Source organism: Micromonospora sp. WMMD714, assembly GCF_029581315.1.
GTDB lineage: Bacteria > Actinomycetota > Actinomycetes > Mycobacteriales > Micromonosporaceae > Micromonospora > Micromonospora rifamycinica.
In genome coordinates this window covers 331,007-346,703 of sequence record NZ_CP120744.1, presented here as the reverse complement: position 1 = coordinate 346,703, position 15,697 = coordinate 331,007, and the positions used below count along the sequence as shown (strand labels likewise).

At 72.3% G+C, this 15,697-nt stretch carries 15 protein-coding genes; 13 read left to right on the top strand and 2 right to left on the bottom strand.

Translation table 11 applies throughout. The features are described 5' to 3' along the window. Positions 1 to 17 precede the first annotated feature (17 nt). On the bottom strand, positions 18 to 1,568 hold the full coding sequence (locus tag O7625_RS01560; RefSeq protein ID WP_282343750.1) for a GGDEF domain-containing protein: 1,551 nt from the start codon (positions 1,566 to 1,568) through the stop codon (positions 18 to 20). A gap of 106 nt (positions 1,569 to 1,674) precedes the next feature. On the opposite strand from O7625_RS01560, the gene prmC reads away from it, so the two are divergent. The 4 genes from prmC to O7625_RS01540 all read left to right on the top strand — a co-directional run bounded on the left by prmC (position 1,675) and on the right by O7625_RS01540 (position 6,192). After that, a complete protein-coding gene (prmC, locus tag O7625_RS01555) occupies positions 1,675 to 2,622 on the top strand; it encodes a peptide chain release factor N(5)-glutamine methyltransferase (protein WP_282343748.1) in 948 nt (315 codons plus the stop codon). Beyond that, on the top strand, positions 2,622 to 3,266 hold the full coding sequence (locus O7625_RS01550) for an L-threonylcarbamoyladenylate synthase (RefSeq protein WP_067314514.1): 645 nt from the start codon (positions 2,622 to 2,624) through the stop codon (positions 3,264 to 3,266). Before prmC ends, O7625_RS01550 begins: the two co-directional genes overlap by 1 nt. Next, complete coding sequence (locus tag O7625_RS01545) at positions 3,267 to 3,878, top strand: phosphotyrosine protein phosphatase (protein WP_067314516.1); 612 nt, start codon at positions 3,267 to 3,269, stop codon at positions 3,876 to 3,878. It abuts the gene before it with no gap. A gap of 193 nt (positions 3,879 to 4,071) precedes the next feature. After that, positions 4,072 to 6,192, top strand: a complete 2,121-nt coding sequence (locus tag O7625_RS01540) for a transglycosylase domain-containing protein (RefSeq protein ID WP_282343745.1) — start codon at positions 4,072 to 4,074, stop codon at positions 6,190 to 6,192. A 202-nt stretch (positions 6,193 to 6,394) separates the two neighbouring features. Here the strand turns inward: O7625_RS01540 and O7625_RS01535 are convergent, their stop codons facing one another. Next, entirely contained in the window at positions 6,395 to 7,855 is a 1,461-nt protein-coding gene (locus O7625_RS01535; protein WP_282346773.1) for an SDR family oxidoreductase, read from the bottom strand. Between the two features lie 135 nt (positions 7,856 to 7,990). Between O7625_RS01535 and O7625_RS01530 the strand changes: the two genes are divergently transcribed. The 9 genes from O7625_RS01530 (at position 7,991) to atpD (ending at position 15,524) form a co-directional block, all read left to right on the top strand. After that, a complete protein-coding gene (locus O7625_RS01530) occupies positions 7,991 to 8,422 on the top strand; it encodes a hypothetical protein (protein ID WP_282343744.1) in 432 nt (143 codons plus the stop codon). A 173-nt stretch (positions 8,423 to 8,595) separates the two neighbouring features. Beyond that, positions 8,596 to 8,832, top strand: a complete 237-nt coding sequence (locus O7625_RS01525) for an AtpZ/AtpI family protein (protein ID WP_067312844.1) — start codon at positions 8,596 to 8,598, stop codon at positions 8,830 to 8,832. Between the two features lie 11 nt (positions 8,833 to 8,843). Beyond that, on the top strand, positions 8,844 to 9,641 hold the full coding sequence (atpB, locus tag O7625_RS01520) for a F0F1 ATP synthase subunit A (RefSeq protein WP_282343742.1): 798 nt from the start codon (positions 8,844 to 8,846) through the stop codon (positions 9,639 to 9,641). Between the two features lie 132 nt (positions 9,642 to 9,773). Then, on the top strand, positions 9,774 to 10,007 hold the full coding sequence (locus tag O7625_RS01515) for an ATP synthase subunit C (RefSeq protein ID WP_067312849.1): 234 nt from the start codon (positions 9,774 to 9,776) through the stop codon (positions 10,005 to 10,007). A 28-nt stretch (positions 10,008 to 10,035) separates the two neighbouring features. Next, entirely contained in the window at positions 10,036 to 10,575 is a 540-nt protein-coding gene (locus O7625_RS01510; RefSeq protein WP_067312851.1) for a F0F1 ATP synthase subunit B, read from the top strand. After that, positions 10,575 to 11,396: a F0F1 ATP synthase subunit delta gene (locus O7625_RS01505; protein WP_282343740.1), complete on the top strand. Its 822-nt coding sequence runs from the start codon at positions 10,575 to 10,577 to the stop codon at positions 11,394 to 11,396. The genes O7625_RS01510 and O7625_RS01505 overlap by 1 nt, the downstream gene beginning before the upstream one ends. 88 nt (positions 11,397 to 11,484) lie before the next feature. After that, positions 11,485 to 13,128, top strand: a complete 1,644-nt coding sequence (gene atpA, locus O7625_RS01500; RefSeq protein WP_282343738.1) for a F0F1 ATP synthase subunit alpha — start codon at positions 11,485 to 11,487, stop codon at positions 13,126 to 13,128. 9 nt (positions 13,129 to 13,137) lie between these two features. Continuing rightward, positions 13,138 to 14,067 carry a F0F1 ATP synthase subunit gamma gene (locus O7625_RS01495; protein ID WP_067312858.1) on the top strand — a complete coding sequence of 310 codons (930 nt, stop codon included), beginning with the start codon at positions 13,138 to 13,140 and terminating at the stop codon, positions 14,065 to 14,067. Continuing rightward, complete coding sequence (gene atpD / locus O7625_RS01490) at positions 14,067 to 15,524, top strand: F0F1 ATP synthase subunit beta (RefSeq protein WP_067312860.1); 1,458 nt, start codon at positions 14,067 to 14,069, stop codon at positions 15,522 to 15,524. The genes O7625_RS01495 and atpD overlap by 1 nt, the downstream gene beginning before the upstream one ends. The last annotated feature ends 173 nt before the right edge of the window (positions 15,525 to 15,697 follow it).

Below are 15,697 nucleotides of genomic sequence, written 5' to 3'. Positions count from 1 at the left end.
CCGGGGCCGGGGGCGGGTCAGCAGACGCGGGGGCGGGTCTTGGCCCGCAGCATCTCCCGGTCGGCGATCTCGAACGCGGCGCCGAGGGCGTCGCGCACCGCGGTGCCGCCACCGCCGCCGTGGACCTCGGCGAAACCGATGCTCACCCCGACCGGGGTGCCGGGCACCAGCGACTCCCAGTCCTCGGTACGCACGGCCGCGTCGATCCGGCGGGCCACCTCGGCGGCCTCGGTCATGCCGGCCCCGGAGAGCACCACCACGAACTCGTCGCCGCCGTAGCGGGCCACGACGTCGCCGCGGCGCATCACCCGGTTGATCACCCCGGCGATGCGTTGCAGCACCAGGTCGCCGGAGTGGTGGCCGTGGGTGGTGTTGACCGCCTTGAAGCCGTCCAGGTCGCAGACGCCGATCACCACCCGCTCGCCCCGGGACACCACCGAGGCGACGTGCCGCTCCAACTGACGCCGGTTGGCCAGGCCGGTCAGCGGGTCGGTCAGCGCCTCGCCCTCGTAGCGGGCCGCCTCCCGGCGCATCTCCTCGTGGTCGATCCGGGCCGCGATGCCGTCGATGTAGACGTCCCGCAGCCGGTCGTTACGCTGTGCGGCCAGCCGGAACGCCCGCCGGTCGGCGCGGTGCGCGGCGGCGTGGTCACCGGCCCGGGAGAGGGCGATGCTGCGCAGCCGGGACGCCTCCGCCGCACCGAGCGTCTCGGCCGACACCCGGGCCGAGTCCAGCCGGGTGATCGCCTCGATCGGGCGTTCGTCGGCGACCGCCAGGCACACGTGGCCGAGCTGGCGCATGTCCCGGGCACGGGCGCTGTCACCGCCGTAGCCGAGCAGCCGGGCCGGTTCCGGGCCGACCGGGGCCGGGTCACCGAGCGCGGCCCGGCGGACGGCCGCGTAGCCGTACGCGGCGAGACTGCTCGGGCGCAGCCGGTCGGCCCGGCCGTCGGCGGTGAACCGGGACAGGTCGGCCGCGATGTCGCGGAGCACCCGCAGGCAGCCATCGCTGTCGCCGTTGTGGTCCAGCGCGACGGCGTTGCGCAGCCGGATGCCCGGTGCGGCGAAGGTCTCCTCCGGGATGCCGGCGGCGGCGCCGTGCTGGCGGGCCCGTTCGATAGCGCCCAGCGCATAGCCGTGGAAGCTGAGGTAGGAGTACGCCATCGCCAGGTCGTGCCAGCCCCAGGCGGTGTCCCGGTCGCGGTCCTCCGCCGCGCCGAGCGCGCGGGCCGCCCGGACCAGGTGGGTGACGCACCGGTCCAGCGCGCCCTGGTGGTGCGCGGCCAGCGCCGCCAACGCATTGAGGTGCCCGTGCAGGTAGGGCTCGGGGAGGTCCCGGACGGCGCCGGAGGCGTCCTCGATGGCCCGGGTGAACTCGGCGGTCCGGCCGAGGTTGATCAGCGCGCAGAGCCGCTGTACCAGGGCGTCGGCCCTGGTGTACGGGTCGGTGGAGGTGCGCAGCACCCGGTCGAGCACCACGATCGCCTCGGCCGAGCGGCTGGCCTCCTGGAGGTGGCGGGCGTGCGTCAGGGCGTCAACCTGGTCGTCGACCCGGTCGAGCCACCCCACCTGGCGAACCTCCTGTCGGCGCGCGATCGGACGATCCGTGTCACCACCGGGACGGCGCGGTGACCTACCCGCACGTGTACGGCCGGCGACGCCTCATGATTATGTCGTGACCTCACTTCCGCGCCACCCGTCCGAAGGGACAGAACGCGAGCGGCCCTCGCCGGTGGTGGCCCGTGCCGCCCGTACCCTCGCCGCCGCCGGGGTGGCCTCGGCCCGTTCCGAGGCGGAGCAGCTCGCCGCGTACGTGCTGGAGGTGCCCCGGGGGCGGCTGGCCCTCGCCGACGGCTTCACCCCGGCCCAGCGGGACCGGTACGACGCGCTGGTGGCCCGGCGGGCCGACCGGGAGCCGTTGCAGCACCTGACCGGGCGGGCCGGCTTCCGGCACCTGGAGCTGGCGGTCGGGCCGGGGGTCTTCGTGCCCCGCCCGGAGACGGAGCTGCTGGCCGGCTGGGGGATCGAGCGGGCGTCGGCCCGACCGGCTCCGGTGGTGGTCGACCTGTGCAGTGGTTCCGGGGCGGTCGCGCTGGCGGTGGCCCAGGAGGTCCCGACGGCCCGGGTGGTGGCGGTGGAGCGGTTCCCCGCCGCGCTGGCCTGGCTGCGGTGCAACGCGGCCGGTCGGGCCGCCGCCGGGGACCGGCCGGTCGAGGTGGTGGCCGCCGACGTCACCGACCCGGGGCTGCTCGCCGACCTGGTCGGCGCGGTGGACGTGCTGCTGTGCAACCCGCCGTACGTGCCGCGTGCGGTGGTGGTCCCGCCGGAGGTGGCCGGGTTCGACCCGGACGAGGCGGTGTTCGGCGGGGCGGACGGGCTGGCGGTGGTCCGGCCGGTGCTGCGCCGGGCGGCCGACCTGCTGCGCCCCGGCGGTGACCTGGGTGTCGAGCACGACGACACGCACGGCGCGGCGGTGCCGGCGTTGCTCGCCGCGGACGGCCGGTACACGGCGGTGCGGGCGCACCGGGACCTGGCCGGCCGACCCCGGTTCGCCACCGCGTCCCGCGGGTCGGACGGCCCGCACGCCGTCCGCGGGCCGGCGTGGCAGACTGGCTCCTCGTGATGCTCTACGACTGTCGGTCGCCCGCCGACCGGGACCGCGGGGTGGCCGCGGCGATCGAGGCGGTCAAGAACGGCGAGCTGGTCGTTCTGCCCACCGACACGGTCTACGGGATCGGCGCGGACGCGTTCACCCCGTACGCGGTGCGGGCGCTCTCCGATGCCCGGGGCGGCAGCCAGCAGGCGCCGCCGGTGCTGATCGGCTCCCGGCACACCCTCGACGGCTTGGTCTTCTCGCTGCCCAAGGCAGCCCGGGACCTGGTGGAGGCGTTCTGGCCGGGGGCGTTGACCATCGTGGTGGAGCACTCGCCGAGCCTCGCCTGGGACCTGGGCGACGCCAGCGGCACGGTCGCGGTGCGGATGCCGCTGCACCCGGTGGCGCTGGAGGTGCTGCGGGAGACCGGCCCGATGGCGGTGGCCGCCGCCAACAAGGTGGGCCAGCCGGCCGCGGTGACCGCCGAGGAGGCCCGCGACCAGCTCAGTTACTCGGTGCGCGTCTATCTGGAGGCGGGCGCGTGCCCCGACCCGGTGCCGAGCACCATCGTCGACCTGACCGGTGAGACGCCCCGGCTGCTCCGGGCCGGCGCGATCGACCTGGACCAGCTCCGGGAGGTCGCGCCGGACGTCCTCGACGAGCGGAGCGCCTGAGTGCCGCCGTTCACCGTCCTGCACGTCTGCATGGGCAACATCTGCCGGTCCCCGATGGCCGAGCGGCTGCTGGTGCTGGCCGTCCGGGAGCGGCTGGGCCGGCTCGGTGTCGATCCGGCCGGCTCGGACGCGCTGCTGCACAGCCACAGCGCCGGGACGGGCGGCTGGCACGCGGGGGAGGAGATGAACCCGCCCGCGGCAAGGCAGGTACTGGGCCGGGGTGGTGACGTCGAGGGCTTCGCCGCCCGCAAGCTGCGCTCCGACCTGATCGACGCCGCCGACCTCGTCCTCACCGCCACCGCCGACCAGCAGGAGTACGTGGTGGCGCTGCGCCCGGACGCGGCCTCACGCACCTTCGTGCTGAGGGAGTTCGGCCGGCTGCTCGGTGTGCTGGACACCGCCGCCCTGCCGCCGGCCCGGGCCGTTCCGGAGGCGGTGTACGCCCGGGGGGTCGCCCTGGTGGCGGCGGCCGACGCGGCGCGGCAGGGTGCGGCCGCGGTGCACTCCGACGACCTGGACGATCCGTGGGGCCGGGGCGACCAGTGCTTCAGCCGGGTGGCCGACGAGATCGAGGAGACGGTGCACCCGCTCACCTCGGCCCTACTGCCCTGATCCGCCGCCGTTTCCACCCCGGTCGGCGGCCCTGGTGGCGGTGCGGTCTCGTCCGGGTGACCGGGGCGGCGTGTCCCGCTCCGCGCGCCGTGTCCGCCCCGCGCGCTTAATCCGTTTTTACGGAAAGATGAGAGTTCGGGTGTTTTTGCGGGTCATGCTGAACGGGTCCTGACGACTCCGGCGGGGAGTACTGATGATCCGGGCCCACCTCGACAAGGTGTTCACCGTGTTGCTCGCCGGCGTGCTCGCCGGACTGGTGTTGGCAGCGGCGGTCCTGCCGCTCGCCCTGGTGTTCGGCATCGGCTTCGGCGGGCTCGCGTCCTCCTACGCCGAACTGCCCAACACCCTGCGCGCCCCGCCCACCGCCCAACGCTCCACCCTGTACGCCGCCGACGGCGTCACCCTGATCACCTCGTTCTACACCGAGGACCGGGTGGACGTCCCGCTGACCAAGGTGGCCCCGGTGATGCGGCAGGCCATCGTCGCTGCCGAGGACGCCCGCTTCTACCAGCACCGGGGGGTCGACCCGCGGGGCGTGGTGCGGGCGTTCACCGCCAACCAGCGCGACGGCCGGGCCCGGCAGGGCGCCTCCACGCTGAGCATGCAGTACGTCCGCAACGTGCTCAGCAACGATCCCCGACTGACCAAGGAACAGCGGAAGAAGGCCACCGAGATCAGCACGGCCCGCAAGCTCCAGGAGATGCGGTACGCCCTGGCGCTGGAGCGCGAGCTGAGCAAGGACGAGATCCTCACCCGCTACCTCAACATCGCCTACTTCGGCGCTGGGGCGTACGGCATCGCGGCGGCGACCAAACGCTACTTCTCCACCACCCCGGCCAGGCTGACCCTGGCCCAGGCGTCGCTGCTGGCCGGGCTGGTCCGGTCCCCGGACACCGACGACCCGATCAACGGCGACGCCGACGCGGCGCTGACCCGCCGGTCGTACGTGCTGGACCGGATGGTGGCGCTGGGCCAGGTGCCGCCGGCCGACGCGGCGGCGGCCCGGGACGCCCCGCTGGCGCTACGGCCCAGCCGGACACCGAACGACTGCACCGCCGTGCCCGAGCAGCGCAACGACTGGGGCTTCTTCTGCGACTGGTTCACCCAGTGGTGGAGCGACCAGCCCGCCTTCGGCGCCACCGCCGCCGAACGGCAGGACAACCTGCGCCGGGGTGGATTCCGGATCGTCTCCTCGCTCGACCCGGCCGTGCAGCGGGCGGCCGTGCGCCAGGTGGCCGACATCTACGACGTCGACGATCCCCGGGCCGCGCCGGTGGCGGTGGTCCAGCCGGGCACCGGACGGGTGCTCGCCCTGGCGGTGAACCGCTACTACAGCGTGGCCCCCAACCCGGTCGGGCAGCGCAACCATCCGAACACGGTCAACCAGCTGATCGCCGGTGGCAACGGCATCGAGGGTTATCAGGCCGGCTCGACGTTCAAGCTGTTCGCCCTGCTGGCGGCCCTGGAGTCCGGGCTGCCGCTGGAGACCGGCTTCGCCGCGCCCAGCCGGATCGTGACCCGGTTCCCGACCGACGACCCCCGGTCCGGCTGCGGCGGGCGGTGGTGCCCGGCCAACGCCACCCCGGAGTGGATGGACGGCTACCGGACCATGTGGACCGCCTTCGGCCGCTCGGTGAACACCTACTTCGCCTGGCTCACCGAGAAGGTCGGCGCGGACCGGGTGGTGGAGATGGCCGAGCGGCTGGGCATCCGGTTCCGCGCCCCCGACGACGCCGCGCTGGCCCGGCACAGCGCCCGGGACTGGGGGGCGTTCACCCTCGGGGTCTCCTCCACCACCCCGCTCGACCTGGCCAATGCGTACGCCACGGTGGCCGCCGAGGGGACGTGGTGCGCGCCGCTGCCGGTGGTGTCGATCACCGACAGCGCCGGACGGGAGGTGGCCGCCGCCCGGCCCGACTGCCGGCAGGTGATCGACACCGAGGTGGCCCGGGCCGCCGCCGACGCGGCCCGCTGCCCGGTCGGCGACCAGTCGATGTACCGCCGCTGCGACGGGGGCACGGCGGAGAAGCTCCGGCCGGGGCTGGGTCGCCCCGTGGCCGGCAAGACCGGCAGCTCGGAGCGGAACGAGACCGAATCGGTGGTGGCCTTCACCCCGCAGCTCGCGGTGGCCCAGATCGCCGCCAACCCGGATGATCCACGCGACGCCGTCGGTGCCGCCGTCCAGTCCCGGATGGTCGACGCGGTGGGCCGGATCCTGGCCGACGCCCTGTCCGACACCCCGGTCCGGGACTTCGTCCCCCCGGGCGAGTCGATCACCTACCGCCTCGCCCCCACCCCCCGCAACGGCAACTGACCCACCCCACCCTCGCCCCACCCTCGCCCCGCCCCCGCCCCGTCCTGCCCTGCCCCCCGCCCCGCCCCGTCGATCATGGAGTTGTGGTGCCCCGCATAACGGGTCAAAGCGGTCTGATCCTTCCACCACAACTCCATGATCGACGGGAGCCGGGGGTGGGGGCAGGGCGGGGGTGGGGGTGGGGGTGGGGTGGGGTGGGGGATTAGGGGGTGGGGGTGTGGCGGGCGATGTTGCGGGCCATGCCGCCGAAGATGACGGCGTGGAAGGGGGCCACCGAGAGCCAGTAGAGGTGGCCGGGGAGGCCGCGCGGGAGGAAGACGGCGCGTTGGACGTAGCGGCTGCGGCCGTCGCCGAGGGGTTCGGCACGCAGCTCCAGCCAGGCCCGGCCGGGCAGGCGCATCTCGGCGCGCAGCCGGAGCAGCGTGCCGGGGACGATCTCCTCGACCCGCCAGAAGTCCAGCGCCTCGCCCACCTGGAGCCGGTGCGGGTCGCGGCGGCCCCGGCGCAGCCCCACCCCGCCGACCAGCCGGTCCAGCCAACCGCGCACCGACCAGGCGAGCGGGAACGAGTACCAGCCGTGCTCACCACCGACGCCCTCGATGGTCCGCCAGAGCGCGGCCGGTGGCGCGTCGACCTCCTGCTCGCGCAGGTCGGTGTAGACCGTCCCGCCGGACCACTCCGGGTCCGTCGGCAGCGGCTCGGCCGGCGCGTCCGGGCCGCTCGCGTTCGACCAGCGGGTCTCCACCTGGGCGTCGCGTACCCGGCTCAGGGCCAGGGCGACGGCGTCGTCGAAGCCGGTCAGCCCGCCCGGCGGGTCGGGCAGCCAGCGGGCGATGTCGTGCTCGTGGGTCACCGCCTCGTGGATCAGGCTCTCCACCAGGGGGCGGGCGATGGCGTTCGGCACCGGGGTGATCAACCCCACCCAGTGCGAGGAGAGCGCCGGGGTCAGCGGGCGCACCGGCACGATGATCCGGCGACGCAGCCCGGCGACCCGGGCGTAGCGCTGCATCATCTCCCGGAAGGTCAGCACGTCGGGGCCGCCGATGTCGAGGGCCCGGTCCACCTCGGGCGGCAGGGTGGCACAGCCGACCAGGTAGCGCAGCACGTCCCGGACGGCGATCGGCTGGATCCGGTTGCGCACCCAGCGGGGGGTGACCATGGCCGGCAGGCGTTCGGTGAGGTAGCGCAGCATCTCGAACGAGGCCGACCCGGACCCGATGATCACGGCGGCCCGTAGCACCACCGTCGGCACCTCGCCGGACAGCAGGATCCGGGCCACCTCGGCCCGGGACCGCAGGTGCGGCGAGGGCACCCCGCCGTCCGCCGTCGGCTCCGGGCCACCCAGGTAGACGATCCGGCGTACGCCGGCCGCGGCGGCGGCCGCGGCGAAGTGGGTGGCGGCCTCCCGGTCGGCCGCCTCGAAGTCGGCCCGGCCGAGCGAGTGCACCAGGTAGTACGCGACGTCGACGCCCGCGAAGGCGGCCGGCAGCGTCTCCGGTCGGCGCAGGTCGCCCTCGACCACCTCGGCCTCGGCGGCCCAGGGCACGTCGCGGAGCCGCCCGGCCTTGCGGGCCAGGCAGCGCACCTGGTGCCCCTCGGCGAGCAGGCGGGGCGCGAGTCGTCCACCGATGTAACCGGTGGCGCCGGTGACGAGGCATCTCACGGTCACCAGTGTGCGGCTCCGTAGACTTCTTCGCTGTGGAGAACGCGAAGCACACCTCGTGGGGGCCGGGCCCGGCGCGGCCCGGCGCCGGTCCGGCGCCCGTCGACCGGGCCGGCGGCTGCCGGGCGTGCCGGCGTGGCTGAGTCCGGGGTGCGCGCGGCCGGGGCGGCCGACGACCGGGGCTGGCGGCTGCGCCACCTGCCGGTGCTGCTGGTCGCCTCGGCGGTGCTGGGCGCGGTGGCGGCGCTGGTCGGCGCGGTGACCGGCGGTGGTACGGCGGCGGCCGGCGCGGTGGCCGGGGTGGCGGTGACGGTGCTCAGCTACACCCTGAGCACCGTGGTGCTGGCCCGGGCCGACGCGATCAACCCGCAGCTGGTGCTTCCGCTCGGGCTGGGCCTGTACGCCGTGAAGTTCACCGTCCTGGGCGTGGTGATGGTGGCGGTGGCGTCGGCCGGGTGGGACGGGCTGGTGCCGCTCTGTGTCGGCATCGTGGCCGGGGTGGTGGTCTGGACCGGAGTGCACATCTGGTGGCTGACCAGGGTGTTTTCCCGTCGACCCGGGAGCTGACCGTCCCAATTGGTGGACATCCGCGCGACTGTGGGCGTGCGGTCATTCTCTCACTGGCCGAAGGGGAGTACCGTGCCCCCAGACGAAGGAGCCCGCCCGACGCCCACACAACGACGGTTGTGCGGGGGGTGAGGCACAGCCTCGTCTCTCCGGCTGATATCGTTCGCCCCGTCATGGCTGATGACCGAACCCCCCAACCAACCGGCGGTCCGGGCGACGTTCCGACCGGCGCCGGTCAGGGCTGGACCGCGCTCTCGTACCTCATCGGGGGCATGCTCGTCTGGGGTTTCATCGGCTGGCTGGTCGACCAGTGGCTCGACTCCGGCGGCATCGCCACCGGGATCGGTGTCGTGCTCGGCATGGCCGGGGGGATCATCCTGGTCGTCCGCCGGCTCGGCACGCCTACATAGGAAGGGACGCGGTGTTCGGACAGGCGAACGTCCTGGCAGCGGGCCAGGCGGCATTCCCACCCAGCGTGGAGGACTTCTACCTGCCCAGCATCCTGCCCTGGGGTGCACACGACTCGTACTGGTTCACCAAGATCACGGCGATGGTGTGGGTCGCCGCCGGCATCCTGATCATTTTCTTCCTGGCGACCTACCGGAAGCCGCAGCTGGTCCCGACCAAGAAGCAGTGGCTCGCCGAGTCGATCTACGGCTTCGTGCGGAACAACATCGCGGTCGACATGCTCGGGCACCGGGGGGTGCGGTTCGCGCCGTACTTCACCACGCTGTTCTGCTTCGTGCTGCTGACCAACTTCTTCGCGATCGTGCCGCTGTTCCAGATCTCGCCGAACTCGCACATCGCCTTCCCGGCGATCCTCGCGGTGATCAGCTACGTGCTGTTCAACTACGTCGGCATCCGGCAGCACGGCTTCGTGAAGTACTTCAAGAACTCTCTGGTTCCGCCGGCGCCCTGGTTCATCCTGCCGCTGCTGATCCCGATCGAGCTCTTCTCGACCTTCATCGTCCGGCCGTTCTCGCTGGCCGTGCGTCTGTTCGCCAACATGTTCGCCGGGCACATGCTGCTGCTCGTCTTCACCCTCGGCGGCTTCGCGATGCTCAGCGCCAACGCCTGGCTGGCGCCGGTCTCGGTGCTGTCCTGGGTGATGACCATCGCGCTCACCTTCCTCGAGTTCCTGGTCATCTGCCTGCAGGCCTACGTCTTCACCGTCCTCACCGCAAGCTACGTGCAGGGCGCGCTCGCCGACGAGCACTGATCCACCGGGCGGGGGTTCGCCAGCGAACGCCGGTCCACGGGCGGGGGCTCGCGAGCGAGCACTGGTCCACCGCATCAACCCGTTGTCGTCCCGCGTGAGAGTCACGCGAGATACCCAGGAGGAACCACACCCATGGACGCTAGCGTTCTCGCCGAGGTCACCGGCAGCACCGCCGCCATCGGCTACGGCCTCGCCGCCATCGGCCCGGGCATCGGCGTCGGCCTGGTCTTCGCCGCCTACATCCAGTCGACCGCCCGCCAGCCGGAGTCGTCCCGGATGACCCTGCCGTACGTCTGGATCGGCTTCGCCGTCATCGAGGCGCTCGCGCTGCTGGGCATCGCCTTCGGCTTCATCTGGGCCGGCTGACCCAGTCCCGCAGACCAGGAGGTCATCCATGTACTTCCTCGCCGCTGAGGGTGGTGAGTCGACGCACAACCCGATCCTTCCGATCTGGCAGGAGATCGTGGTCGGCAGCGTCGCCTTCGCCGTGCTCTGCTTCGTACTGATGAAGTTCGTCTTCCCGCGCATGGAACAGACGTTCCAGGCCCGGGTCGACGCGATCGAGGGCGGCATCAAGCGTGCCGAGGCCGCCCAGGCCGAGGCCAACCAGCTCCTCGAGCAGTACCGCGCGCAGCTCGCCGAGGCGCGTACCGACGCCGCCAAGATCCGGGACGACGCCCGGGCCGACGCGGAGGGCATCCGGCAGGACATCCTCGGCAAGGCGCGGGAGGAGTCCGACCGGATCATCGCGGCCGGCAAGGAGCAGCTCGCCGCGGAGCGGGCCACCATCGTGCGCGAGCTGCGTACCGAGGTGGGCACCATCGCGGTCGACCTGGCCAGCAAGATCGTCGGTGAGTCGCTGGCCGACGAGGCCCGCCGCAAGGGCACCGTCGACCGGTTCCTGAGCAACCTCGAGAGCACGGGGGCCCGCTGATGCAGGCCGCCAGCCGGGAGTCGTACGCCGCCGCGGCCGAGCGCCTCGACGCGTACGTCCGCGGGGCGGAGCCGTCGGCGGTGGCGACCACCGCCGACGACATCCTCTCCGTCGCCGCCCTGTTGTGGGGCGAGCCGCGGCTGCGCCGGGCGCTGTCCGACCCGGCCCGCAGCGGCGAGGACCGGGGTGCGCTGCTCGACGGCATCCTGGCCGGCAAGATCGGCGCGGACGCGCTCGGCCTGCTGTCCGGCCTGGTCTCCGGCCGTTGGTCGACGCCGTCGGAGCTGCTCGACGGCACCGAGCGGCTCGGGGTGGAGGCGCTGCTGGCCAGCGCCGACTCCGCCGGTGACCTCGGTGAGGTCGAGGACGAGCTGTTCCGCTTCGGTCAGGTGGTCTCCGGTCAGTCCGCGCTCTCCGCGGCGCTGGCCGACCCGGTCGCCCCGGCCGGGCAGCGGGCCGCGCTGGCCCGCGAACTGCTCGCCGGCAAGGCCCGTCCGGTCACCGTCCGCCTCGTCGAGGTGGCGCTCGGCGGGTTCGGGGGACGCTCCTTCACCGGGGCGCTCACCCGGCTGGTCGAGCTGGCCGCCGACCGGCGGGACCGCCAGGTCGCGTACGTGACCGTGGCCGCCCCGTTGAGTGAGTCCGACGAGCGCCGGCTCGGTGCCCGCCTTTCCGCGATGTACGGTCGAGAGGTTTCCGTCAAGCAGACGGTCGACCCGGAGGTGCTCGGTGGGGTGAGCGTGCGGGTCGGTTCCGACCTGTACGACGGCACCGTCCTGCGCCGCCTCAACGAGACCCGCAACGCGCTCGTGCAGCGCTGACCAGCGGCCTCGCCGCCCCTTTGATCGACGCCATTCGGACCGGTCGGTACTAGGTATCCCGGGCCCCTGATACTTAAGGAAGCAGAGGATGGCCGAGCTGACCATCTCGACGGAGGAGATCCGCGGCGCCCTGGAGCGCTACGTCTCCTCCTACTCGACCGACGTCTCCCGCGAGGAGGTCGGCACCGTCGCCGACACCGGTGACGGCATCGCCCACGTCGAGGGCCTGCCCTCGACCATGACCAACGAACTCCTGGAGTTCGAGGACGGCACGCTCGGCGTGGCGTTGAACCTCGACGTGCGGGAGATCGGTGTCGTCGTTCTCGGTGACTCCGCCAAGCTGGAGGAGGGGCAGCGCGTCAAGCGCACCGGCCGGGTGCTCTCCGTACCGGTCGGCGACGCCTTCCTCGGCCGCGTGGTCAACGCGCTCGGCCAGCCGATCGACGGCCTCGGCGACATCGCCGACGAGGGCTACCGCGAGCTGGAGCTCCAGGCCCCCAACGTGATGTCCCGGCAGTCCGTCGACGAGCCGCTGCAGACCGGTATCAAGGCGATCGACGCGATGACCCCGATCGGTCGGGGCCAGCGGCAGCTGATCATCGGCGACCGGAAGACCGGCAAGACCACCGTCGCGCTGGACACCATCCTCAACCAGCGGGACAACTGGCGCTCCGGCGACCCGAAGAAGCAGGTCCGCTGCATCTACGTCGCCATCGGCCAGAAGGCCTCCACGATCGCCTCGATCAAGGGCATCCTGGAGGACGCGGGCGCGCTGGAGTACACCACCATCGTGGCCTCCCCGGCGTCCGACCCGGCCGGCTTCAAGTACCTCGCCCCCTACACCGGCTCGTCCATCGGGCAGCACTGGATGTACGGCGGCAAGCACGTCCTGATCGTCTTCGACGACCTGAGCAAGCAGGCCGAGGCGTACCGGGCCGTGTCGCTGCTGCTGCGCCGCCCGCCGGGCCGTGAGGCGTACCCGGGTGACGTCTTCTACCTGCACTCCCGCCTGCTGGAGCGCTGCGCGAAGCTCTCCGACGAGCTGGGCGGCGGCTCGATGACCGGCCTGCCGATCATCGAGACGAAGGCCAACGACATCTCGGCCTTCATCCCGACCAACGTCATCTCCATCACCGACGGCCAGATCTTCCTGGAGTCCGACCTGTTCAACCAGGGCGTCCGGCCGGCCATCAACGTCGGCACCTCGGTCTCCCGGGTCGGCGGCGCCGCCCAGATGAAGCCGATGAAGAAGGTCTCCGGCTCGCTGCGGCTCAACCTGGCCCAGTTCCGTGAGCTGGAGGCGTTCGCCGCCTTCGCGTCCGACCTGGACAAGGCCTCGCAGGCCCAGCTGAACCGGGGTTCCCGGCTGGTCGAGCTGCTCAAGCAGCCGAACTACTCGCCGTACCCGGTGCAGGAGCAGGTCGTCTCGGTCTGGGCCGGCGTCGAGGGCAAGCTGGACGACGTCCCGGTCGGCGAGATCCGGCGCTTCGAGTCGGAGTTCCTCCAGTACCTGCGGCACAAGCACGAGGGTGTGCTGGCCTCGATCGCGGACGGCAAGTGGGGCGACGACCTCTCGTCCTCGCTCGACTCGGCCATCACCGAGTTCAAGCAGGTCTTCCTGGGCAAGGCCGACGAGCGTCGGGTCAACGACGCGCCGGCCAAGCCGCTGGAGGGCGAGGCCGACCGCGAGACGGTCACCCGCTACGCCGGCGGCGACGCCGAGAAGCAGTAGGGCTGACTCATGGCGGCCCAGGTACGCGTTCTTCGCCAGCGGATCCGTTCGGCGAAGGGGATGAAGAAGATCACCAAGGCGATGGAGCTCGTGGCGACGAGCCGCATCGCCAAGGCCCAGGCCCGGGTGACGGCGTCCCTGCCGTACGCCCAGGCGATCACCGGCGTGCTCACCGCGCTGGCCTCGAACGCCCGGATCGACCACCCGCTGCTCACCCCGCGCGAGCGGGTGCGGCGGGCGGGCGTCCTGCTGGTCACCTCGGACCGGGGCCTGGCCGGTGGGTACAGCTCCAACGCGATCAGGACCGCCGAGTCGCTGATCGCCCGGCTCACCGCCGACGGCAAGGAGCCGGTGCTCTACGTCATCGGGCGCAAGGGCCTGACGTTCTACCGGTTCCGCAACCGGAAGATCGCGGCGAACTGGACCGGCTTCTCGGAGCAGCCCACCTTCGCCGACGCCCGCGAGGTCGGTGAGACGCTGATCGCGGCGTTCACCGCCGGGGCGGACGACACCGACGGTGACGCCGGGCCGGACGGCGTGCTCGGCATCGACGAGTTGCACATCGTCTACACCGAGTTCCACAGCCTGATGACCCAGAACCCGGTCACGAAGATCATCGGTCCGATGCAGGTCGAGGACCGGCCGCGCTCCGAGGGGCTGCTGCCGGCGTACGAGTTCGAGCCGGAGGCGGAGTCGCTGCTCGACGCGCTGTTGCCGAAGTACATCAACACGCGGATCTACGCGGCGTTGCTGGAGTCGGCGGCGAGCGAGTCGGCGGCCCGGCGGCGGGCGATGAAGAGCGCCACCGACAACGCCGAAGAGATGATCGAGAAGTACACGCGTGAGATGAACTCGGCCCGCCAGGCCGGGATCACCCAGGAGATCAGTGAGATCGTCGGCGGCGCGAACGCGCTGGCCGCGTCGGGAAGTGAAGTGTGATGACTGTATCCGCAGTTGCCGGGGGACCGGCAGAGACCAGGACGGCCACCGGTCGTGTGGTCCGGGTCATCGGCCCGGTCGTCGACGCCGAGTTCCCGCGCGACGCCATGCCGACCCTGTTCAACGCCCTGCACGTCGAGGTCAACCTGTCCGGCGGTGAGAAGACGCTGACCCTGGAGGTCGCCCAGCACCTGGGTGACAACCTGGTCCGGGCCATCTCGATGCAGCCGACCGACGGTCTGGTCCGGGGCGCCGAGGTGGTCGACACCGGCTCCCCGATCACCGTCCCGGTGGGCGACGCGGTCAAGGGCCACGTCTTCAACGCCATCGGCGAGTGCCTCAACCTCACCGAGGGCGAGACGCTCGACGCGGACGACCGGTGGGGCATCCACCGCAAGGCCCCGGCCTTCGCGGACCTGGAGCCGAAGACCGAGATGCTGGAGACCGGCATCAAGGTCATCGACCTGCTCGCCCCGTACGTCAAGGGCGGCAAGATCGGCCTGTTCGGCGGCGCGGGCGTGGGCAAGACGGTGCTCATCCAGGAGATGATCACCCGGGTGGCCCGGAACTTCGGTGGCACCTCGGTCTTCGCCGGTGTGGGTGAGCGCACCCGTGAGGGCAACGACCTCATCGCCGAGATGACCGAGTCCGGCGTCATCGACAAGACCGCGCTGGTCTACGGCCAGATGGACGAGCCGCCGGGCACCCGGCTGCGGGTGGCGCTGTCCGCGCTGACCATGGCCGAGTACTTCCGGGACGTCAAGAAGCAGGAGGTGCTGCTCTTCATCGACAACATCTTCCGCTTCACCCAGGCCGGTTCCGAGGTCTCCACCCTGCTCGGCCGGATGCCGAGCGCGGTGGGCTACCAGCCGACCCTGGCCGACGAGATGGGCGAGCTCCAGGAGCGGATCACCTCCGTCCGGGGCCAGGCCATCACCTCGCTCCAGGCGATCTACGTGCCCGCCGACGACTACACCGACCCGGCGCCGGCCACCACCTTCGCCCACCTGGACGCGACCACCAACCTGGAGCGGTCGATCTCCGACAAGGGCATCTACCCGGCCGTGGACCCGCTGGCGTCCTCGTCCCGGATCCTCGCCCCGGAGTTCGTCGGCGAGGAGCACTTCACGGTGGCCACCGAGGTCAAGCGCATCCTCCAGCGCTACAAGGACCTCCAGGACATCATCGCCATCCTCGGTATCGAGGAGCTCTCGGAGGAGGACAAGCTCACCGTCGGCCGGGCCCGTCGGATCGAGCGCTTCCTCTCCCAGAACACCTACGCCGCCGAGCAGTTCACCGGTGTGCCGGGCTCGACGGTCGCGATCGCCGAGACCATCGAGGCGTTCAAGAAGATCAGCGAGGGTGAGTACGACCACTTCCCCGAGCAGGCCTTCTTCATGTGCGGTGGTCTGGAGGACCTGGAGCGCAAGGCGAAGGAGCTGATGTCGGAGGGCTGAGTCCCCCGACGGTCTCCACGAAGGCCACCCCGGTGCATCCGGGGTGGCCTTCGGCGTCGTCGTGGCTGGTGGGGGCCGGTGTCCGGTTACCGGGCACGCGGCTCCCAGGCGGGCGAGGTACCGTTTCGAGCGCGACACCGGGAAACGGGTGTCGATCGGAGGCAACTTTTCGG

What these genes read in the sequence shown, in the direction of transcription:
- O7625_RS01550 (WP_067314514.1), top strand. Translation starts at nt 2,622, where the DNA reads ATGCTCTACGACTGTCGGTCGCCCGCCGACCGGGACCGCGGGGTGGCC.
- O7625_RS01540 (WP_282343745.1), top strand. Translation starts at nt 4,072, where the DNA reads ATGATCCGGGCCCACCTCGACAAGGTGTTCACCGTGTTGCTCGCCGGC.
- O7625_RS01525 (WP_067312844.1), top strand. Translation starts at nt 8,596, where the DNA reads ATGGCTGATGACCGAACCCCCCAACCAACCGGCGGTCCGGGCGACGTT.
- O7625_RS01515 (WP_067312849.1), top strand. Translation starts at nt 9,774, where the DNA reads ATGGACGCTAGCGTTCTCGCCGAGGTCACCGGCAGCACCGCCGCCATC.
- O7625_RS01510 (WP_067312851.1), top strand. Translation starts at nt 10,036, where the DNA reads ATGTACTTCCTCGCCGCTGAGGGTGGTGAGTCGACGCACAACCCGATC.
- O7625_RS01505 (WP_282343740.1), top strand. Translation starts at nt 10,575, where the DNA reads ATGCAGGCCGCCAGCCGGGAGTCGTACGCCGCCGCGGCCGAGCGCCTC.
- atpA (WP_282343738.1), top strand. Translation starts at nt 11,485, where the DNA reads ATGGCCGAGCTGACCATCTCGACGGAGGAGATCCGCGGCGCCCTGGAG.
- O7625_RS01495 (WP_067312858.1), top strand. Translation starts at nt 13,138, where the DNA reads ATGGCGGCCCAGGTACGCGTTCTTCGCCAGCGGATCCGTTCGGCGAAG.
- atpD (WP_067312860.1), top strand. Translation starts at nt 14,067, where the DNA reads ATGACTGTATCCGCAGTTGCCGGGGGACCGGCAGAGACCAGGACGGCC.